Origin of the sequence: Cytobacillus firmus DS1 (assembly GCF_000565285.1) — a bacterium.
Lineage (GTDB): Bacteria > Bacillota > Bacilli > Bacillales > Cytobacillaceae > Cytobacillus > Cytobacillus firmus_A.
This window is the reverse complement of record NZ_APVL01000001.1, coordinates 226390-247861: the sequence shown is the minus strand read 5'-3', so window position 1 is coordinate 247861 and position 21472 is coordinate 226390. Positions and strand designations below refer to the sequence as shown.

At 46.5% G+C, this 21472-nt stretch carries 21 protein-coding genes; 1 reads left to right on the top strand and 20 read right to left on the bottom strand.

Annotated features, from left to right (window positions below; all coding sequences use genetic code 11):
* Positions 1-76: 76 nt before the first annotated feature.
* Entirely contained in the window at positions 77-721 is a 645-nt protein-coding gene (gene cbpA / locus PBF_RS01260; RefSeq protein WP_035326048.1) for a cyclic di-AMP binding protein CbpA, read from the top strand.
* Between the two features lie 37 nt (positions 722-758).
* Here cbpA and PBF_RS01255 read toward each other — a convergent pair whose 3' ends face one another.
* The 20 genes from PBF_RS01255 to PBF_RS01160 all read right to left on the bottom strand — a co-directional run bounded on the left by PBF_RS01255 (position 759) and on the right by PBF_RS01160 (position 21333).
* A complete protein-coding gene (locus PBF_RS01255) occupies positions 759-1214 on the bottom strand; it encodes a hypothetical protein (RefSeq protein ID WP_035326046.1) in 456 nt (151 codons plus the stop codon).
* 61 nt (positions 1215-1275) lie between these two features.
* Positions 1276-2484, bottom strand: a complete 1209-nt coding sequence (gene lhgO, locus PBF_RS01250; protein WP_035326044.1) for an L-2-hydroxyglutarate oxidase — start codon at positions 2482-2484, stop codon at positions 1276-1278.
* An 18-nt stretch (positions 2485-2502) separates the two neighbouring features.
* Positions 2503-3768, bottom strand: a complete 1266-nt coding sequence (locus tag PBF_RS01245; RefSeq protein ID WP_035326038.1) for a (Fe-S)-binding protein — start codon at positions 3766-3768, stop codon at positions 2503-2505.
* On the bottom strand, positions 3761-5176 hold the full coding sequence (locus PBF_RS01240) for an FAD-binding oxidoreductase (protein WP_035326036.1): 1416 nt from the start codon (positions 5174-5176) through the stop codon (positions 3761-3763). Before PBF_RS01240 ends, PBF_RS01245 begins: the two co-directional genes overlap by 8 nt.
* Entirely contained in the window at positions 5173-5892 is a 720-nt protein-coding gene (locus PBF_RS01235; RefSeq protein WP_035326034.1) for a FadR/GntR family transcriptional regulator, read from the bottom strand. The genes PBF_RS01240 and PBF_RS01235 overlap by 4 nt, the downstream gene beginning before the upstream one ends.
* Positions 5893-5905: 13 nt before the next feature.
* Positions 5906-7870, bottom strand: coding sequence for a TRAP transporter permease (locus tag PBF_RS01230; protein ID WP_035326032.1), 1965 nt, complete (start codon positions 7868-7870; stop codon positions 5906-5908).
* Between the two features lie 13 nt (positions 7871-7883).
* A complete protein-coding gene (locus tag PBF_RS01225) occupies positions 7884-8900 on the bottom strand; it encodes a TAXI family TRAP transporter solute-binding subunit (RefSeq protein ID WP_035326030.1) in 1017 nt (338 codons plus the stop codon).
* A 391-nt stretch (positions 8901-9291) separates the two neighbouring features.
* Positions 9292-9789, bottom strand: coding sequence for a GNAT family N-acetyltransferase (locus PBF_RS01220; RefSeq protein ID WP_035326028.1), 498 nt, complete (start codon positions 9787-9789; stop codon positions 9292-9294).
* Positions 9790-9806: 17 nt separating this feature from the next.
* Positions 9807-11090, bottom strand: a complete 1284-nt coding sequence (locus tag PBF_RS01215; RefSeq protein WP_035326026.1) for a M20 family metallo-hydrolase — start codon at positions 11088-11090, stop codon at positions 9807-9809.
* 271 nt (positions 11091-11361) lie between these two features.
* Positions 11362-11814: a hypothetical protein gene (locus PBF_RS01210; RefSeq protein WP_035326024.1), complete on the bottom strand. Its 453-nt coding sequence runs from the start codon at positions 11812-11814 to the stop codon at positions 11362-11364.
* Positions 11807-12628: a DUF3100 domain-containing protein gene (locus PBF_RS01205; protein WP_035326022.1), complete on the bottom strand. Its 822-nt coding sequence runs from the start codon at positions 12626-12628 to the stop codon at positions 11807-11809. The genes PBF_RS01210 and PBF_RS01205 overlap by 8 nt, the downstream gene beginning before the upstream one ends.
* Before the next feature lie 26 nt (positions 12629-12654).
* Positions 12655-13515 carry an NAD(P)-dependent oxidoreductase gene (locus tag PBF_RS01200; RefSeq protein WP_035326021.1) on the bottom strand — a complete coding sequence of 287 codons (861 nt, stop codon included), beginning with the start codon at positions 13513-13515 and terminating at the stop codon, positions 12655-12657.
* Positions 13516-13526: 11 nt separating this feature from the next.
* Complete coding sequence (locus tag PBF_RS01195) at positions 13527-15023, bottom strand: aldehyde dehydrogenase family protein (protein WP_035326019.1); 1497 nt, start codon at positions 15021-15023, stop codon at positions 13527-13529.
* A 107-nt stretch (positions 15024-15130) separates the two neighbouring features.
* Positions 15131-16717, bottom strand: coding sequence for a helix-turn-helix domain-containing protein (locus PBF_RS01190; protein WP_035326016.1), 1587 nt, complete (start codon positions 16715-16717; stop codon positions 15131-15133).
* Between the two features lie 92 nt (positions 16718-16809).
* A complete protein-coding gene (locus PBF_RS01185) occupies positions 16810-18018 on the bottom strand; it encodes a benzoate/H(+) symporter BenE family transporter (protein ID WP_035326014.1) in 1209 nt (402 codons plus the stop codon).
* Between the two features lie 144 nt (positions 18019-18162).
* On the bottom strand, positions 18163-19164 hold the full coding sequence (locus tag PBF_RS01180; RefSeq protein WP_035326011.1) for a DUF3231 family protein: 1002 nt from the start codon (positions 19162-19164) through the stop codon (positions 18163-18165).
* An 83-nt stretch (positions 19165-19247) separates the two neighbouring features.
* Complete coding sequence (locus PBF_RS01175; RefSeq protein ID WP_035326009.1) at positions 19248-20033, bottom strand: STAS domain-containing protein; 786 nt, start codon at positions 20031-20033, stop codon at positions 19248-19250.
* Positions 20020-20664: a cobalamin B12-binding domain-containing protein gene (locus tag PBF_RS01170; protein WP_035326006.1), complete on the bottom strand. Its 645-nt coding sequence runs from the start codon at positions 20662-20664 to the stop codon at positions 20020-20022. Before PBF_RS01170 ends, PBF_RS01175 begins: the two co-directional genes overlap by 14 nt.
* Before the next feature lies 1 nt (position 20665).
* Complete coding sequence (locus PBF_RS01165) at positions 20666-21031, bottom strand: hypothetical protein (RefSeq protein ID WP_035325998.1); 366 nt, start codon at positions 21029-21031, stop codon at positions 20666-20668.
* Entirely contained in the window at positions 21028-21333 is a 306-nt protein-coding gene (locus PBF_RS01160) for an antibiotic biosynthesis monooxygenase family protein (RefSeq protein WP_035325995.1), read from the bottom strand. The genes PBF_RS01165 and PBF_RS01160 overlap by 4 nt, the downstream gene beginning before the upstream one ends.
* Between the last annotated feature and the right edge of the window lie 139 nt (positions 21334-21472).

Here is a 21472-nt window from a genome sequence, read left to right as displayed (position 1 = left end):
TCACTTAATTTCTTATCATTGCCGAAAAGGCACCGGCATAGAATAGAGAAGGTTAGGGGTAAAGGAGGATGCTCGTATGCTGATTCGCCATCAGATGGTTGAGAAAAAAGATGTCCGGTTTTGTGATGAAACCTTTAACTTGGAACAGGCACTGCAGTTTTTAAATAAAACTGGCTACCGCTGTGTCCCTATACTGGATGCGGCACATACAAAGTTTGCCGGCAATATTTATAAGGTTGATATTTTAGAATACAAGGAGAATCATTCTTTGGATGATCCGATTACGGCACTTGCTAAAGACCAGCAGACCATAATTGATGAGGATGACTCCTTCATGAAAGCCTTTTTCACGCTGAAGAGATATCCTTATCTTCCGGTTGAAAATGACCAGGGGCAGTTTGTCGGATTGCTGACACATGCGGCCGTACTGGAGCTGCTGGAGGAAGCGTGGGGACTGAACCGCGGAAGCTATACGCTGACTGTGGGCAGCTATGGCACACAGGGAACATTGAAAAAGATAAGCAGTATTATCAGTAAGTACAGCGATATCCAGGGAGTCATCTCATTGGATTCATCCAACTTCCATGTCAGTCTGATCCGCCGTATCCTTTTTACATTGCCAAAGGATACAACAGAAGAAACTTTAGATAAAATCAAGAAAGAACTGGACGCAAATGGCTTCCGTGTGATTGGAGTCGAGTGTCATAATGGAGAATGCTGATAGATGAAAAGCCGTTCCTTGATGGAAACGGCTATTTTCACCTGTTATTTCTATGAAAGAATTCCTGGTACCCGTAAATAATCCATGCGTAAGAGGTAAAGAACAGGAAAATATGGATGGGCTTAAATTTTACGAGCCTGTATAAGTTAAACCTTTGATACAAGTAATTTAACGGGTATGCAAATACCAGATTCATGATTGCATTTACTGCCAGGTACTTCTTGAAACTGCCGAAGGTGAAATGGAAGATCCAAAGAGTCCCGATAAAAAATGGACCCAGTATGAAGGTTAGATCATTGAGCAGTTTCTTGAAGTGCCCCCCTTCCACAGTCCACCATTTAAAGGGTATAGCCAGTGTGCTTAAAATCAACACTAAAATACCTGCAAAAACCGAAACGGTTGAAAATTTTTTGAATGACTTTTTAGGCAGAAAAACGATGGTCAGCCAGGGTATGACCAGGTGCATCAGCCTTATCACAGTTGTGGCTTTCATTTAAAATCCCCCTTATTCCATATTATGGTTTAGGGGGATTTGAATTATTCTCCATTTTTTATTAAACAGCTGATTCCATCTTAAACATTCCGTCCATCTTCCTGACAATTTCTTTCCCAATTTCAATGGATGCTGTCGCTGCCGGAGATGGTGCATTTAAAACATGAATGGAGCGCTTGCTCGGCACAATGAAAAAGTCATCGACTAATGAGCCATCGTCCTTCAAGGCCTGCGCTCTGACACCCGCCGGCCCGGGAACAATATCATCCTTCTGGATGTCCGGCATAAGCTTCTGGACATTTTTCATGAACAGCTCCTTGGATGCTGAGCGGATCATTTCCTCCACTCCCTCTTTCATATATTTCTTTGCGAGCTTCCAGAACCCTTTATAGGCGACAACCTCCATCAGGTCTGCCACATTCAGATCCGTCTTTTTATATCCTTCCCGCTTAAAGCTTAGAACGGCATTTGGACCCACATCAATGGCTCCGTTAATCATGCGGGTAAAGTGGACACCAAGGAAAGGGAAGTTTGGATTTGGCACAGGGTAGATCAGATTTTTGACGAGGCTGCTTTTCTCCGGCTTTAGCATAAAATACTCGCCCCTGAATGGCACGATTTTGACATCTGTTTTCAAACCGGCAAGCTTGGCGATTCGGTCTGACTGCAGGCCGCCGCAGTTTACATAGTAAGCTCCCCTTACCTCTCCCCTGCTGGTCTGGACGATCACTTCCTGAGCCGTTTCGTCTATGGCTAATACCTTATGATTCAGCAAAATGTCCCCGCCCTTTTCTGTGATGATCTCAGCCATTTTTTCCGAAACCTGCTTATAATTGACAATGCCGGCCATTGGCACATGGATGGCCTTTTTTCCGTTCACATGCGGTTCGATTTCATGCAGCTCAGCCTGGTCAATCATGCGGATTCCAAGGCCATTATCTAAACCGCGCTGATATAAATCGTCCAATAGAGGCAGCTCGAACTCTTCGCTTGCAACAATGACTTTTCCGCATATATCCACTTCAAGACCATGCTTATGGCAAAAATTCGTCATGGACTCGCTGCCTTTTTTGGCAAGCCTGGCTTTATAGCTTCCAGGCTTATAATAGATCCCCGAATGGATGACGCCGCTGTTATGGCCCGTCTGATGGGCCGCCACATGGCTTTCTTTTTCCAGGATAGCCACTTTTGCCGTTGGAAACCGGTTCAGCAGCTCCATTCCTGTTGACAGTCCGACAATGCCCCCGCCAATAATGATGTAATCATACATGATCCTACACCCTTTCTCTTATTTATGATCTATCCCGCAGGCTTCTGCCAGTATTTCGATGATATGGACCACACGAACCTTGTCTTCAAGCCCCTCTCGTTTGATCCCGAGGCACATCTGCAGATGGCAGCCTGGGTTGGACGTGACGATGATATCGGGTGAGATTTTTTGGACTTGTTCCATTTTGCTATCAAGAATTTCCATGGATTCTTCGTAGTGGACAATATTATAAATCCCCGCAGATCCACAGCACATATCCCCTTTCGGAAGCGGAACATATGTAATGCCTGGTATGCTTTCGAGGAGCTGAACGGGATCATCCGCCACCTTCTGAACATTTAACAGATGGCAGGATGGCTGATAGGTCACAGCACCTGAGATTTCCCGGCTGAAATCGATTTCGAGTTTGTTCAGTATTACACTTACATCCTTATTCTTTTGTGCGAACACCCTGGCACGCTCTGCCCATTCCGGGTCATCTGCAAGAAGGTGATCATATTCAACGAGCATCGCACCGCAGCCGCCAATCGCATTAACCACATAATCAAAGTTCCCTTTTTCAAATGCTGCAATATTTTCCTTCGCCAGTTTCCTGGATGTTCCCGTATCTCCGCTATGGTTCTGCAGGGCACCGCAGCAGGTCTGTTCCTTGATTACAGTGACTTCGCAGCCGGCCTGCTGAAGCAGCTTGATGCTGAGGTCATTTATTTTGGCAAAAAACACATCCATAATACAGCCTGTAAAAAAAGCAACGCGGGCTTTCCGCTCGCGCTCTGGCAGCAGGATGCCTGTTCTCAGCTGTTTATTTGGCATTTCCACAGCAGGGGCAACTTCTTCAAAAGCCCGAAGCTGTTCGGGAAGAATGCTGAGCGCCTTGCTTTTGCGGGCAAACGAATCCATGCCTGTTTTTTGATAGGCACGAAGTGAAGCTCTCATGGCTGCCAGCAGTTTTTTATTCGGCAAGGCCTTCTGCAGAGCCATGTTCTCCATAAATGGAGCTTTCGCTTCGGCAGCTTTTGCTTGCTTAAAGGACTCGAGGATTTTTCCATATTGAACATTGGTTGGGCATGCCGTCTCACAGGCGCGGCAGCCGAGGCAGAGCTCCATCGATTCGGTAATTTCATCGATGGTTATTTTCCCTTCCGCCGCCATTTGCACAAGATTGATCCGTCCCCGTGGGGAGTGCCTTTCTTTCCCCATGGTGGCGTATGTGGGGCATGCAGGAAGACAATAGCCGCATTGGACACAGTCAAACGTTTCTTTATAGGCGAGCTGGCTAGTCATGGACTAACACCAGCTTTTGCCCTTTTGTCTCGGGAAAAATTTTGCCCGGATTCATAATGTTGTTTGGATCCCAAGCTTTTTTCATACGTTTCATCATGTCCAGTCCCGCTTCCCCGAGCTCCATCTCCATAAATGGCGCCTTCATGGTCCCGATTCCATGCTCGCCTGAGAGTGTTCCTCCCAATTCAATCGCTGCCGTAAAAATCTCCGCAACTGCTTTTTCCACGCGCTTCATTTCTTCTTTATCCTGCTTATCAGTTATGATATTCGGATGCAGATTTCCATCACCCGCATGGCCGAATACGACTAAGTCGATTTTATATTTTGCTTTAATTTCCTGAAGCCTTCTGAACATCTCCGGGATCTTGCTCCTTGGAATGGTGGCATCTTCTGAGATTTTCGTCGGCTTTTTCCTTACAATAGCCGGCGAAACGAGTTTTCTCGCTTTCCATAGATTCCCGGCAGATTCTTCATCCCTGGCAATGATGGCTTCCCTCGCCCCAACTTCCAGGCAAACCTGCTTCACCTGCTCGCTTTCATCCCTTATGGCGATTGGATGGCCATCAAGCTCAATCAGGATAATGGCATCCACATCTGTCGGGAGCCCGATTGGCTGAAACTCTTCCACGGCCTGGATGGAAGCCTGGTCCATGATTTCCATTTTAGAAGGCAGGATGCCAGATGTGAGCACAGCCGATATCGCTTTTCCGGCATCAATAATGTCATCAAATATGACCATCATCGTCTGGGTGGCCTGCGGTCTTGGAATCAGCTGAAGGGTGGCCTCTGTGATGATACCCAGCGTCCCCTCGGATCCAACGATCAGCTTCGTCAGGTCATAGCCTGTAACATTTTTGACCGTCCGTCCGCCTGTCCGGATGATGTCCCCTTCCGGCGTGACGATCTCCAGACCAAGCACATAATCCTTTGTTACCCCGTATTTTAAACCGCGTGGTCCGCCTGCATTCTCAGCAAGGTTCCCTCCGATTGTGGAAACATGGGAGCTGCTTGGGTCTGGCGGATACATCAGCCCATGCCGCTGTGCTTCACGGTCAATATCAGCTGTAATGACACCTGGAGATACAATCGCAACAGTATCTTGCGGGTCGATAATCAGCTTCTGTGTCCACCTGGAAAAATCAAGGACCATCCCGCCGTGGACAGGAAGCGGTCCTCCGCTCAGGCTCGTTCCCCTGCCTCTTGGATAGACTGGTATTTTCATTTTATTGGCGAGCTTTACAATGCCTGCCACTTCCTCAGCCGAAACCGGCTGCAGGATGATCTCCGGCATATAGGCTCCAAATGAGCCATCATATGAATAAGAAACCAGGTCCGCTTTTTCAAGCAGAATGCGCTTTTCTGATCCCATAATGCTTTTAAGCCGGTCAACAATCTGTTCGGTGATCACAACGGCACCTTCTTTCCTTCCCCTTCGTTCACCTTTAATTTCTTTGTAACATTCTCAAGATGCACTCGCATCGCCTTTGCCGCTCTTTCTTCATCCTGTTCTTTAATAGCTGTAAAAATGCTCATATGCTCCTGAAATACCTGCTCGCGCTTTGCCGGAAGACCCACGTTTTTCTGAAGGGAAAACGCAATTGCTTTTCGGTACAGATCATCGATGTTTTCCATTACCTGTATCATGAAGCGATTTTTCGTTGCAGCAATCAGGTGTTTGTGAAAATTTACGTCAGCCTGGTCGCCGACTGCTTCAGGGTTCGTCAGTGTGATTTCAAATTGATCAAGTGCCATTTTCATATTTTTCAGGTCGGCCTCATCACGACGCAAGGCAGCAATCGCTGCTGCCTGTGTCTCCATAACCATCCGCAATTCCAATAGCTCAAAAACCTGTTCCACAGGAATGTATTCAATCGCTAGCGAACCAAGCATGTCTGCCATATTAACCTCTTTGACGAAGCTTCTGCCTCCTTGCCTGGACTCAATAATCCCGCTGGCAGATAATACGCTCAATGCTTCTCGAACAGGCGCACGGCTGACGCCAAACTGTTTGGCCAGTTCATTTTCGGATGGCATCGGCTCATTTGTCGTGAACTTGCCGTCCTTTATCATGTTCTTCAGCTGGTCCAGCACCTGGGCCGAGATTTTTTTTCGTTCGATTTTCATGGATGTTAGCTCCTTATATGGTGATTTCGACTGAACTGCTTTTTTTAACTCTGATGATATGGAAGAGAATCGCAAACACACAAAGCCCGAGTCCGGCAATATCCGTGATCATGCCTGGCTTAATCAGCATTAATGCCCCTGCAAACATTAGGACTCTTTCAACAATCGTCAGCCTGGCATTCAGGTAGTTTCCAAGTGAACTTGCCAGGGCGTAAATGCCCAGCGTGCTTGTGATGACCACTAACGCAACTGATAAAATGGATATCGTTTCTCCCTCTGCTGCCTGAAGCAGAATAATAGGATTATAGGCAATCATGAATGGGATAATAAACCCCGGAAGTGAAATTCTAAGCGCTTCCCATGATGTCTGCATCGCATTGGCGCCGGCCAATCCTGCGGCTGTATAAGATGCCAATGCCACAGGCGGTGTAATATTGGACAATGCACCAAACCAGAACACAAAGAAGTGTGCCGCGATCGGGTTAACGCCCGCTTCCACAAGTGCAGGAGCTGCCGTAACGGCAACGACGATGTAAAGAGCTGTGGATGGAAGCCCCATGCTTAAAACGATGCAAGTGAGCATGACGACGATTAAAATCAGCCAAAGCTGACCGCCCGTTAATTCAACAATATTATAAGCTAATGTAGATCCAATTCCCGTCATGGTGACAACGCAGATGATGATTCCGATGGCGGCACAGGCAATCCCGACTTGAATCGTCCCTCTTCCGCCTTCAATAAAAGCTTCAATTGTTTTTGAGATCGTGATTCTTGAAGATTTATCCTTTGCCAGCCAGCTCGCCACAATAACAGCGCCGATTCCGGCAAATCCGGCAAACAGGGCTGTTTTTCCCATTAAAAGTGTGGTGATAACAACGATAATTGGGATAAGGAGAACCCCGCGTTCCTTCAGGATTTGGACGACATCCGGGATATTTTCTTTACTGATGCCTTTCAGGCCTTGTTTTTTCGCTTCAATATCAATGGCAAAAATCAATGCAATATAGTAGAGAAAGCTTGGAATGATCGCTGCGAGAATGACCGTCGTATAAGAGATTCCAAGGAAACCGGCCATGATGAAGGCAGCAGCACCCATAATCGGCGGCATGATCATACCTCCTGTTGAAGCAGCCGCCTCAACGGCACCGGCAAACTTTGGCTTAAGGCCAATGGATTTCATCAATGGAATCGTAAATGCTCCTGTTGTCGCAACATTGGCAACCGCACTTCCGCTCAAAGATCCTGTCAGTGCACTGGAGATGACCGCAACCTGAGCAGGGCCTCCGCGCTTTCTGCCTGCAATGGCAAGGGCGAGATCATTGAAAAGCTGGGTGGCACCGCTGACAGACAGGAAGGCGCCGAAGAGAACGAACATGACGATGAACGTGGATGCCGTCGAAAGCGTTAATCCCAGCACGCCCTCAGTAGTCATATAAAGACGGTACAGAAGGCGTTCCAGTGAAAAGCCGGCATGTCCGAAAATCCACGGGAAGTATGTGCCAAACAGGGCATATACAATAGCGCCTCCGCACAGGATCGGGATAAAGATTCCAACAGCCCGTCTCGAAGCTTCAAGGAGGACGATGATCGTAATGGCTCCAAAGACATAGTCAATCATAATCGGCTGTGAGCCCCTGTCCACATGAATCGTTGTGTAATTCAGGAGCAGGTAGCCCAGACCTGCAATGGCAAGTGCCGCAAATATGTAATCAGGGACTGTAAACCTTTTTTGATTGGAAGATTTTCCGGCCGGATAATAGAAAAAAGTCATTACCAAAAGGATGCCCAGGAAAATCAGGTTTCTATAAATCTCTTGAATATTGGATAATCCATTCGAATAAATGGCAAAAACAGAAAACAATACAGCGATGATGGCAGCAGCTTTTTTGTATGGACCCTCCAGGAGGCGCATGCCGCCGCCAGCTTCTTTATCAAGATCGGCTGGCTGTACAATAGGTTCGTTTGTTGATTTTGTCATTCTTTTCCCTCCTTTATTTCGCTTCCGGCGGAATTAGATTTTCAGGTATATCAAGACCTGCTTCTTTAAAATATCTGTAGGCTCCGGCATGCAATGGCACAGATACGCCATCAAGAGCAGTTTCAAGAGTCATCTCCTTGGCAGAGCTATGAACCTCATACATTTCATCCAGATTTTCATAGAGTGTTTTGGTTAAAATATAGATGGTTTCTTCATCCATTTCTTTTGTTGTGGATAAAAGGTTCGGCTGGGCAATGGTGTTGATATCTTCGTCAATCCGAGGATATGTCCCGCCAGGAATTACATAGCGGTACCAGCTGTCAGACACTGCATTAATGGCATCCAGCTGCTCATCAGTTACTTCCAGGATTGATGCTTTGACATTACTTGCATACATATCTGTTACAGCGGAAATCGGGATACCTGCCGGAAGAGAGCCTCCATCCAATCTCCCGTCACGCATCGCGGAAACCGTGTCACTGTAGCCCAGATACTCAGGAGAAATATCCTTCTTCGTAAGACCAAGGCCATCCATCATCACGACTGTGGATTGCTCCGTACCGCTGGCCTGCGGCCCAACAGAAAATTGCGTTCCTTTTATATCGTCGATAGTTCCGCTTTTGATCTTATTGTTCATCAGCACGAAATGTTCCACATTGGGCCAGAGCATGGAGATTGTGCGCAGATCCTCATAGCGCTTTCCTTCAAAAGAGTCGTCACCGGCATAAGCCTGGGACGAAATTAACCCCTGAAGAATGGCAAGCTGAGCTTCCCCTTCACGAAGCAGTTCAATATTTTCAATAGATCCGGCAGAGGACTGGCCGCTCGCCTGGATTTTCTCACCCTTTAAATGGCTGCTCCAGATATTGGCCATTCCAACCCCAATCGGATAATATGTACCTCCGGTTGATGCGGTCGCAACGGATACGAATTTTTTATCCTTGTTCTCGGCCGCTGTCCGCACGCCAACAATCGCAATAAAGACAAGTGTCAGCACCGATATGATAATTTTCCACTTTTTTCGAATCATAAAATCCTCCCTTTCCATCAAAGATGTAAGCGCTTTTTCAAACTTGTATTACAAGTATACAAGATTACATGTTTTGAATTCAATTAAAATTCTGATTTTTCTTTTTGTTTTGTGGAATTGTATGCTAGATTCCTTGAGAATACAGGGGTTTCTGAATTGAAAATAGGACAATTTACCTTGTGGGGATTTATAGGGTTATTCTATTAAGTTAGGTTGTGCAGGGGGTTCGGACTCTGCCAGCGGGATTTCGGCTTTCTCTGTCAGAAGTTGAACCGGGTTCGGACTCAAACTCCCCGATTTCTTCTGTCTCTGTCTGTAGTGCCATCAGGGTTTAGCTATTCCCTATAAAGAAAAGGCCATTCCCCTTGTTTTAAAGGAAATGACCTTTCTGTTATAGCAGCTTACCCATATAGTATTCATCCACAAGTTCGCCGTTTATTATAAGCGAGTGTTTTTTGGTGCCTTCGATCTGGAATCCCGCCTTTTTATAGAGAGCTACACCGGCCTGATTGTGAATAACTGCAGTAAGTTCCAGCCTGTGGATATCGTGTTTACGTGCCCAGCGGTCAAGCTCTTCAAACAACTTTGTGCCGATTCCCTGGCCTCTGTGTTCTCTGAGGATGCCTGCAATGAGATAGGCTGAGTGCCTGTTTCTTTTTGCTGCACCGCCGATGGCCATTACGAAGCCGATCAATCTGTTATTCTGTTCCGCTACAATTATGGTTGAATGATCTTCTTTTTGGATGGTCTCGATTCTTTTACGCTGTGCATCGGCTGACGTCTGCCTTTCACCTGGCTCAAATAGCATGTAGTCTGATTCGTTTTCTACTTGGGTAATTAGATCTGCCAGGGACTGAGCGTCTGCTGGGGTTATGTGGCGGATAATCATGCGGATTTCCCCTTTTTTTATTTTTTCATAAGCCCTTCAACAAAATCTTTCAAAACATGTACACCATATACACAGTCATTTAATGACGTCCATTCCCGGGGATTGTGGCTGATGCCATCCCTGCTGCGGACGAACAGCATGGCGGCCGGCACTTCGGTCCCGACGATCATGGTATCATGGCCGGCGCCGCTCGGGATGTAAACAGGATTAATATTAAACTTAGTCAGGGATTCTGCAATACCAGCCTGCAGAATTTCACTAATTGGCAGAGGTTTGATTTTGGCATTCAGGTTCATTTGCACATCAATACCTCGTTCCTCTGCTATTTTCACCGCTTCGGTCTTAATTTGATCAAGCAGCTGATCCCGGGTTCCTTCAAAAATATCCCTGATATCAACGGTTAATATTACTTTCTGGGCAATGACATTGAAGCCATTTGGATGCACGTTCAGCTTTCCGACAGTCGCAACAGCCGTATCACTGACCTGCTTTGGAAAATTCTCAATGGCAGCTACAAACAATGAGGCAGCCACCAACGGATCTTTTCGTCCAGCCATCGGCGTATTTCCTGCATGGCCGGCTTCTCCTGTAAAGGTAACCTCCAGCGAGGCTGGCCCTGCAATGCCTTTTACCACTCCAACTGGCTGATTCTCTCTTTCCAGCACCTTCCCCTGCTCGATATGGACTTCTACAAAGGTTTCGATTTCACGTCTGTTTTCTCCTGCCTTTAAGCACTCTTCCGCACTGCTGCCATATTCGGTCAGCACTTCCCGAAACGACATGCCATTTTCATCCCGCAGGCTATCCATTTCCTCCGGCTTCAGCTGACCCATAAATGCCCGGCTGCCTGTTAAGCTGCTCTTGAATCTCGAACCCTCTTCATCTGAAAAAATCACAATCTCGTACGGCTTCTCCGGTATGAGTCCTGTTTCTCTCCATGACTCGGCAACTTCCAATGCTGAGAGAACCCCTAACGGCCCATCAAAGTGCCCTCCATTTGGAACACTGTCAACATGGGAACCGGAAGCGATTGAGGGTCCTGCTGTTTTGCCTTCCAATCTGCCGAATACATTCCCTGCTCCATCTTCAGCCACAGTAAGACCAGCGTTTTTCATCCACTTGATTACTAGCTCTTTCGCTTCTTTCTCTTCGGCAGAATAGCCCGGGCGGGTCACCCCGCCGCTGTTCATGAGGCCTATCCTTGAAAGCTCATCAAGTCTTGAGGCCATTCTTTCGCCGTTTACACCCGAATGAGTAAGTTCCTGGTCATAATCTTTTATTAACTGTTCATAAAGGTTCATGGGTTTCACTCTTTCTAATTTTGTTGAGATACTATTGACACTGTGAGATTACTGGAATGTTGATTCTGCGCGAAGTGACCGATATTTTGGAAAACTGACCGATAAAATAGAATTTCGACCGATATATCAAAAAAGTAACCGATAAATTATTAATCTGGCCGATAAACCTGTAAAAGAGGCCGATATCTTTAGAAACAGTGCCAAAATAATGACTTTATGTCTGATTCAGAGCAAAAGCCCGGCAGATTTCCACCTGCCAGGCCGCAATTCATTAAATAATCCCCTGCATTCGCAGAATAATCTCGGCAATTACTGCAGATCCGATGAAGGTTCCGAAAAACACGAAGACTGCGACAATAATGCTTCTCCAGCCCAGCTTGGAAAAGTCAGCCCAGTTCTTTCCGATTGAGATCCCTGCATAAGCCAGAATTGGCGTAGCAAGAGCGAGTATATTCACCTGAGTTGTCCATTCGACAACATATTCAGATCCCGGTACTCCCGGAATGGAAACGATGATTCCGATAATCCCGATATATCCGACACTCGGGATATTTCCTGGCAGCACTTTTTCAAGAATCAGGCCCAGCACACTGATGACAATTAAAACGAGCATGCCCGGAATGGCTGCAGATGGCAGGATATCGTAGCCTACCCAGTTTCCGATCAGCGCTGAAAGACCAAAAATCGCCAATATCAAAAACCATTCAGTGATATTTCTAAGCATGGATATCTCCCCCTTTGTCCGCAGCTTTTTTCTCCTTGCGTTTCATCATGATGCTGTACAGCTTCTCAGTAAGAGGCAATCCAATAAAAATACTGGCATACAGACCCGTTGAAAGTGAAAGCAGGTTACTGGCGCCTGCGAAGGCAACAATCTGCGCCTCCATTTCAGGGAAGGCAGCAACGAGCGATCCGCTGGCGGCCGCCATCATGCTGCCGCTTCCCACCCCTGATGCCATCGCGAAAGACAGCGGATGGAGCGGGGTAATGGTTGCCAGGAATCCGGAAATCAATCCAAGGAAGGCAGCACCAAACACAGTACCGAAAATATAAATAGCCATAACTCCTCTGCCTTCTGGCGAATCAAATCCGTATTTATTCATAATCAGCCCGACGTTCGGCTCCCGGCCAATCGAGTGAGTCATGCCAATGGCTTCTCTTTTAAAACCAAGAAAAATGGCCACTGGCAGTGCAAATAAGATCGTTCCCAGGTTACCAAGTTCCTGCAGCAATAATGATGGCCCCGCTGCAATGATTGCCTCGATTTGCGGCCCGATTGTTACCCCAATTTTCGCAATTAAAAGAGTAACCCCGAGCACAATGAGGGGCTCTGCATTTTTAGCCTGTTTTTCCTTAATAAGCGGAGTGAAGTAAAGACCCAGCCCCAGGAAAAAAGCATATAGCATAGGCAGCAGCAGAATAACCCCTGCTCCTACTTTAAAGCTGATCTGTCCAATCGCTTCGGTTGCCGCAACCAGAACCAGCACAACGGCATGCAAGCGCCAATCTTTTAAAATTTCTGTCTTTTCGTTTTTCATGTTTTCCCCCCTGGATTAAAAGATTACTAGATAGATCCGCACACGGCGGAAGAATCAAGCTTGCCCTTCCCTTGCTCCATCGCCTTTTCATAGATATCGCACACCAGCTGGCCCAAAGGAGAATCTTCGCTATAAAATTCAGCTGTGTTCTTGTATAAGTGAATATCCTTATTCATGTGCTCCAGGCTGAACAGCACATTCTCGTATGTATGCTGAAGGATATTTTCACCGAATACGGTCAGCACGCGATTATGCGCAGACCCGCTTTGAATAACTTCCGCCAGCTGAGACCGGCTGACACCTGCTTTCTCCCCTACTGCAAGGACCTCACCCAGGCCTGCAGTCGTTAAAGCAACCAGCATATTGTGGCACAGCTTCGCCACCTGGCCTGATCCTGAAGGGCCGAGCAGAAAGATATCCTTTCCAACGCTCTCCAGGACCGGGCGAATTTCCGGCAAGAATTTATCGTCTCCCCCAACCATTATGGTCAGCGTACCGGCATCAGCACCCTTTGGTCCCCCGCTTAACGGACAGTCATAAAAATGGATGGCGTTCGCCTTTGCAGCCTGATTCAATTCCTGGGCTGTTTTTGGGTCAATGGTGCTCATATCCAGAACGAAACTGTGAGGCTTTAAAGCGGAAAAGACTCCACTTCCACCCATCATAACATCTTTTACAATACCTGGTCCAGGCAATGAAGAAATTACTAGATCCGCCTGTCTTGCTGCCTCGAATGGAGAAGGCTGGGGAATCGCCCCCAGCTCCCCGCATTTTGCGAGTGCCTCCTGACTTGGGTCATAAGCATACACCTGATATCGGTTTTTGATTAAATTTTTCACAATGCCCTTTCCCATGGCCCCGCAGCCAATCACGCCTATGTTTTTCATCCTCTCCCTCCTTAAGGTTTTATATAAACTGTTTTTGTATCCAGCCAGAAATCCAATGCGGTGCTGCCCTGTTCACGCGGCCCAATGCTGGATGTCTTTTTGCCGCCAAATGGAAGCTGGTTTTCATAATGGTTGGATGGGATATTCACGTGTGTGACGCCTGTTTCAATTTTCCTGACAAAATCGAATGCTTTTTGAAGGTCATTCGTAAAAATGGCAGATGACAGGCCAAAGTCCGTATCATTTGCAAGCTCAATTGCCTCGTCATAAGAATCCACTTCCATCACAGCCACAACCGGCCCGAAAATCTCTTCCTGGGCGATTGTAAAATCCTTCGTCACTTTACTGAAAACTGTCGGAGCAACGAAATAGCCATTCGCCATATCGCCATCTGTCAGCTGCTTTCCACCATATTCGAGAACCGCTCCTTCTTCGATGGCGCTATTCACATAATGGAGATACGTATTCAATTGATGCTTATTCGCAACCGCACCGTTGTCATATCCTTCCCGCACTCCATTGCCGACTTTTACTTGCTTCGCTTTTTCAACTAATAAATCAATGACCTTTCGCGAAATGGAACGGGGCACAATCACGCGGCTGGTTCCCGTACAGCTTTGGCCGTTATTATAAAATCCGCTGATGACCACGCTCTGAACAGCCTCTTCCAGATTGGCATCCTCCAGAATAATTGTCGCATTCTTCCCGCCCATTTCTGCCTGCATTTTTCCGCCATGGGCTGTCACAAGCTTGCCAAGATGGATGCCGACATCGGAGGAGCCTGTAAACGAGACTGCCTTAATTTCCGGATTGGTTCCAAGCTCTTCTCCCACGACAGAACCCGGGCCCGTGATCATATTCAGCACGCCCGCTGGCATTCCAGCCTTTTCAAACAGCTCGACTACCTTCACTGCGATTAGAGACGTATCGCTTGCAGCCTTATAGATGATCGTATTTCCAGCCAGCATGGAAGGTGCAATTTTATAAATGGCGATTCCGAGCGGAAAATTAAATGGCGTAACAACAGCCACCACTCCCAGCGGCTCCTGTATCGTGCAGGCAAAGGTTTTCGGATCAATCGCAGGCACGGTTTCACCTGAAATCCGATTCGCCTCGCCGCTGAAATGCTTCAGAGCCTGAACCGTTGCATCCACTTCCTTGCGGGCTGCCCCGATCGTTTTGCCGACTTCCTTCGTAATGATTTCTGCTAATTCCTCTTTTTCCTGCTGGATAAGAAAGATCAGTTTAAAAAGGATGTCCCCCCGGCTGATTGGAGATGTATTTTTCCATTCGGGAAAAGCCCTCTTTGCACTCTCGATTGCTTTTTGCACATCAATCTCATTCGATTTCTGAAAGTAACCAAGTACCTCATCTGTATTGGCTGGATTCACACTTGGATAAGTCTCCCCTGTCACAGAAGGAACCCATTCCCCTCCAATGTAATTGTAATAAGTTTCTGCACCAGTATTCCTGACCGCAGTTTTCTGGCTATTAACCTCTGTACTCATCCAATCTCTCCTTATCGCTTAAGTTGAGATTATTATAATATTTAGAATATTCTATGTACACGTGCCAGTAGACAAATATTCCTTCTCTTCTTTGTGGCAATCCCCAATTAAGGGTTTAAAAAGTCGAAAACCTGGAAGGCAAGGACAACTGTAATCCAATCTTCTTTCCGGGAAAAATCAAGCTGCAGTTCGCTCTCGATTTTTTTCAGCCGGTATGCCAGGGTATTGGGATGGATATGCATCTCTTCTGCTGTTTGTTTGTGGCTTTGATTATGTGACAGAAAGATTTGCATCGTTTTCAAATATTCAGGCTCCATCTTTAAAAGAGAGCCAATTTTATCGGATACAAATTTATTCAGCAAGCTGCGGTCGGTGTTGAGCCACAGTCTTTCAGCACCAAGCTCAGAATAAGTGATAAAGGATTTGTGCTGATGATTTTTGGCAAATGACAGGGCTTCGGCCGCTTCCTGATAGGTATCTGTCATATCTGTTAAGGCAACCTCTCTGCCCAAACCTATGACAGCTCTGTTCACTTTTTTCTGAATAGCATCAGCCAGAGATTGGTCATATTTTTTCCGTCCATTCACCAGGAGAGCTATGATTTGGTTTGATTTCGTAAAAACGATTGAGGTTTCACAGTATTTCATAATGACCTGCTCAATCGATCGGATAAGCTTTTCTTTTTGAAGGATGGACGCTGCATCCCATATAAAACCAGACTTGCAGTCCACCATCATACAGGCGACGCTGCTTTTCTCGTTCAGGCGGAAGGTTTCCAGAATCCTGGTATTCAGGCGTCCTCCATTGATTAAATCATGAAAGGCCTCTTCCCTTAGATGCATCTCTTTTTCAAAAAGCGTATTCTGCCTGACAAACTCCAGCGACAAAGCCGTTGAAGCATGTTCAAGAGCAGCCTTCTGGATATTTGTCAAACGCTCGATTGGTTCATTCAAAAGGAAGTATCCGAAAAGTTCGTTGGAATTTATGATCGGAAATGAATGAGATGGCTCAACTGTCGACTCTGCAAAGATTACCGGGGTACTCAAAATATGACTGATCGTATCCAGGATATACGAAGTCCCCCTTCCCTCCAACAGAATCTTCGTGAATTTCCGGTGGATATCAAGGGATTGGCTCAGTTCTTCATTTTTCCGCTTCACTTCTTCGTAAAGCTTTGAGTTCATGATAGCAATAGCCGCCTGATCTGCCACCACCTCCAGCACTCGAAAGTCAGCTTCAGTAAACTGTACATCCCTGTCGAAGTTATCCACCACAAGAACGCCGATGCAATTCTCCTTATAAACCAATGGGACGACGATTCCGCTTTTCACTTCCCGCTGGAAAACGCCATTAAAAAAGTGAACATAATTTGTCTCAGACATCCGGCTCATATGCTCCCTGAACTCATATCCTGAAGCAATTACGCCCTTCTTAGTCAGAAATACCTGTCCAGTCAGGGATTCTCCAGGCTCAAACTTCACCTGGCTCATAAAGCCTGTCTCCACCCCAACCCCGCTGGAAAAATGCAATAAACCATCTTCCTTTAATGTGTAAAGAATGGTCGTGTCCGCATGATCTACTAAATCAAAGGCTGCTTGTACCAGCCTCTTTAGAATCTCCTCAAGTTCAAGAGACTGGGTTAAACTGCGATTGATTTCCAGCAGACTTGAGATTTTGTTCCGTAAGATGGTCATGGCTGTTCTCCTTTCTAACTGGTTGGTGAATGTCATTACAGTCTATTATTGCTCAACCTGTCTATTTTTCTGACAATCTATCCTTTTTCACTTCAATGCCTCTCTATTGTCCGCGCCAATACCGCCCCGGCAATGAGTCCCCAAACTGGCGCGCTGATATGGAGAAAGCTCACGCCTGATAGGGTGACGATGAAGGCTGCGAGGGCACTTAACCTGTACCGGTTTCCGGAAAAGCCTGTTTGCAGGCTGGAATGCAGGACGCCAATCAGAGCGAACCCTGCCAGCAATGAAACGAAAGCTTGGGGAAGCGACTGGATAAAGGGCACGATTTTCCAGGCAAATATGCCGAAGACAATCGTAATCGCGCCTGATACAACTGCTCCCATATACCTTTTCTCCCTCGGCCCTGAATCCGGCCCGGCACAGATGGCGCTCATCATGCCGGCAATATTGGCACACTGGCCGCCAAAGAAGCTTGTGATTACGGAGAAGAAACCACTGGACGAGACGATTTTACGAATTGGCGGTTTAAAGTCCTCACTTTCGAGAGCCCCGATTCCCGGTGCAGCATCATTGCTGAGTATTAGCATCGCCAGCGGCAGAGCAATTGTTACGAGCCCCATCCAGCTGAATTCCGGCATTTGGATAGACGGCAGGAAATAAGCTATCTCTTTGGCCGGATGTACATCGGCTGTCAAAAGCAATGCGGCAAAGGCAGCCGCACCGGCTGCGAGCACAGGCGGAAACTTTTTCACGTACCTCGTAAAAAGAAGAAAACTGATTAATGCCGCTCCTCCGACAACAGGCATTTCCTGTATGGCCGGCACAAGCTTCACGACATACCCGGCAACCAGCCCGCCAAGCATGGAGGCGATGACCTCTTTTGGCACCCAGCCAATGATTTTTGTAAACAGGCCGGATATGCCGACCAGAAATATCAGCAGCCCGGACATCACATACCCGCCGATCAGCTCAGGATATGAGTATTGCGCAGTCACCGTCGCCAAAAATGCAGCACCTGTAATCGAATGCCCCCCTGTAATGGGAATACGATAAAGTAGCGGCATAAGAATGCTGTAGACACCTCCGAAAAAATATACTGCAAACATCCAGTTAATCGTCTGCTGATCCGTGAATCCCCCTGCTGACGCCGCCTGAAGAATGATCAGTGCCGGCCCCGTCATGACCAGCGTGCTTGCAATGATTCCAGATGAAATGTTTTCCGCTGTCAAATCCCTTATGAAGGAACCCTTTTGTTCCGCCTGACTGTATCCGTTATGCCTCTCCTTCGGCAAACCCATTTTTCTGCCCCCGACTTTCGAATATTTTACTTACTATCATGATTTTAAACGGGGTAATTGTCAAACTATTCCGCATTTAGAAACAAAAAAGAAATACCCTCACAAGGATATTTCTCTGATTCGACAAATTTCGGGTGGTGCCTGTCACTTTATGAGATTCCGGCGCTCTTCCATTTGCGGCGGTTCTTCCATCCAGCCGTTCTGGATCATGATTTTGGCGCCGCGGTGGGCGTATTCGAAGATGTCTTTTGTAAAGATGGCGGCTTTGGCCGGAATGTCGTTTCTTAGGCTGAAGGCTGTTCCGATTGCATTTTTCCCGATTGAAAAGCTGCAGAACAGACTAATGCAGTACATCATAAGCTTATCGGAGAACGGGGCAGCAGTAGAACGGGTGGCATGGCCTCCTGGACCAATTGGGGTTTGAATTCCATCCTCCAGCAGCATCTCAGTGAACTCGCTAATAATTCCCTTTGCCAGTTCTGTTCCTTCTAAAAAATACTTCCTTACTTCTTTTGTCTGTGCGCATTGAGCAAAACCTGTAATCATCTGCATGCCTGTCACATTGGCTTCAATTGTAAAATACAGCTGGCCTAGCTCAACCGTGTTGATTGTCCGTTTACTTCCCAGCATGTTTGTTCCCTTTAAATAATTTGTATCCTTTACAAATTCAGTCTTTTCTGGCATGGTCACAAAAGGCGCGCGGATCAGCAGACCTTTTCCCAGTAAGTATTGGGTGCATTTTCTGGAATATTCCTGGGTCATGGAAGTAAGATCTCTATACAGTAAGATAATATCTTCCCGGTAAGACATACTTAAGTGCAGAGTGTGCAGTCCCATACTGATCGACTTCATCAGGCGCACGAACAGGATATCAAATCCATTGGCGAATAATGCCGGTGCATCAGGAGTCACATCCTGTTCGGTAAATCCGACCGGAATGGCCGCCCCTTCCTCTTTCATAATTCCAGCGATTCTTTGGATAAATGAGGCTACTTCACCCTGTAAATCGGACATTATTTTTTTCGCTTCTTCGTCATTGGATTGTTCAATAAAGTATTCAAGCATTCTAAAGAACATGGTTTTCTGCTGATAAGTCATCCAAAGCGTAGCCAGTTCATTTGATGTAATCGGTGGTCTTTCAGGCATGAATGTTCCCCCATCATTTAGGTTATTACTATCCTCCCTTCATCTATAAAAATCATGCATTTTTCTGCAAAAAAAAAGACCCCCTAAGAGGCCCCCAGCTCATTCCGATTAAAATAGATATTTAAAACCTGCTTCAGGGATTGATCGATCTGCACCCATTCATCCAGCTTGTAGTTATTCAGCACTTCAGCCAGGTTTGGCTTTATGCCAATCAATTTGATGATGCTGCCTGTCATGAAGTTTAATGTTTTAATCAGCTGAGTGAATTTCTCGATGCCTTTTCCTTCAATTTCCCCCACTGCTGTCAGATCAAAAAGGATTTCGTCATATTCGCCGGCAAAAACAGCCTTCAGGCAGCTTTCTGAAATAATGTTAATTTTATCTGCAGTTATATCGCCAAATAAAGGGATCAGGCAAAGCGTTTCAGAGAGCGGTATAAACGGACCGGACAATTGATTCAGGCGGGTCAGCACCTGCTCCAGCTCTTCTTTTTTCTCCAAAAGTTCAAAGTCGGTGGAGGTGAGGCGCTTCTGCAGCTGCATCAGTTTATCCATCAGTCCCTCGTTTGAGCTGTCTTTGGGCAAAAACAGCATATTGGCATAATCCTCGCTGTCCCATTGGATATGAACCTCAAATAAACAGAGAGGCATTTCTCTGGTTTTCATGTTCAGTTCAAGCTTCACAGGATCCAAACCGGGCTCCCAGCTGTATTGAATCAGCTTTTCAATGCTTTCTTCATCTATGATTCCTTTTAGATGCCCGCCGCTCAGGTCAAAACTTTCCCGTGCTATAGTGGAGTAGCTAATGATTTTTCCGTTTCTGTCAGCCTTTAAAAACGCAAGCGGAAGCGCATGATTAAAATATTGCATTTTGCTGTCCTCCCGCTTCATAATTTTGGAGCCATTGCTTTGTTTCAGGCAAATCCTTAAGGATAACTGTACGATCGGAACAATACGGAACCAGGTCATACTTCCCTGCTAATCGCCCGCCAATGATAACAGCCGGCTTATGCGGCAGTTTGGCAAATACCTCGGCATATTCCTTCAGCTTCGGCAGGTGATAGACGATGGTGACTGATAGTCCGATTACGCTTGGCTTCCAGTCTTTTGCCGTTTTCAGCGCATATTCCAAAGGGAGGCTTGGACCAAAATACTTCGTGTCCCAGCCATGCTCTTCAAAAAGGCTGTTGACCATCTTCAGGCCAATATAGTGCTGTTCCCCATCCAGGCAGAGGAACATGGCTTTTTGGCCAGATTGTCTTTTTTCACTTTGGTAAGCGAGTTTGGACAGTACAAAATCACATGTAGCTGTTGCCAGGTGCTCATCTGCCACTGTAATTTGATTCGTCTCCCATAGGTAGCCGATGTGCTGCATCGCAGGTGTAATCAAATTTTGATAAACCTCGATACGCGATAGCTGCGGATGCTTTCGGATGTTTTCCCAAACTTTCCCGGAATTTCCCTCAAGTAATAAGGAAGCAAGTATTTCTGCCTGCCGCATCCTACGCGCCCCCTTTCGCTGGTTCACCTTTCAAGACAGAGATAGCTTCCGCCAGGTAAAGATGGAATCGTTCTGCCTTCTCCGCAGACTCTTTCTCCTCAGCCAGCACAGCCTGAATGATTTCGAAGTTGTCGATCAGATGCCGGGACTCCATCCCATGCTTCTTTAAAATACCATCAAGCCAGACAGCATAGTCAGTGAAAAAAGCAGATTGATCCAGCTCGTAAGCTGTCTCGAGATGCTTCATATGATGATGGTTATCCTCGCGGCACTTCTCTTTCCCTTGCACTCCGAAGCGCTGAAGCAGAGAAGGCTCGCGTTCATAGATCTTTTCGGTTACGCCGTTTACGATCTTTTCATAATTCACTTAGCCACCACCTTATATTGAGAAACCTTCGGAACCACAGCAGCCAGTTCCTGATCCGGATACTTTTTCTCTAAATCATGGATTCTTTTAAAATCTTCGCTCCGGACCCAGTTTAAATAGTTTTCTTTTGTATCAAAAATGAGCTGCACAGTCAGTTCACCGGCGCGCTTATCATTCTGCAGAAGCAGAAAATCGACAAACCCCTCTGCCTGGTCGACCGACCGCGAACGATTTTTATATATGCGAATGACTTCTTCCGACTTTTCATCGGGAACGTCGAATGTTGAAAAAACAGTGAACATGATCTCTCCTCCAATATTGGGAGTTTTATGATTTCTTCAGTATAACATACTGTTTGGGATTGTCATTTTGGAAGGGTTATAGGCTGAATGGCGGGGATATTAATCCCTTGCCTGTTAATATTATTTTTATATTTTCGTC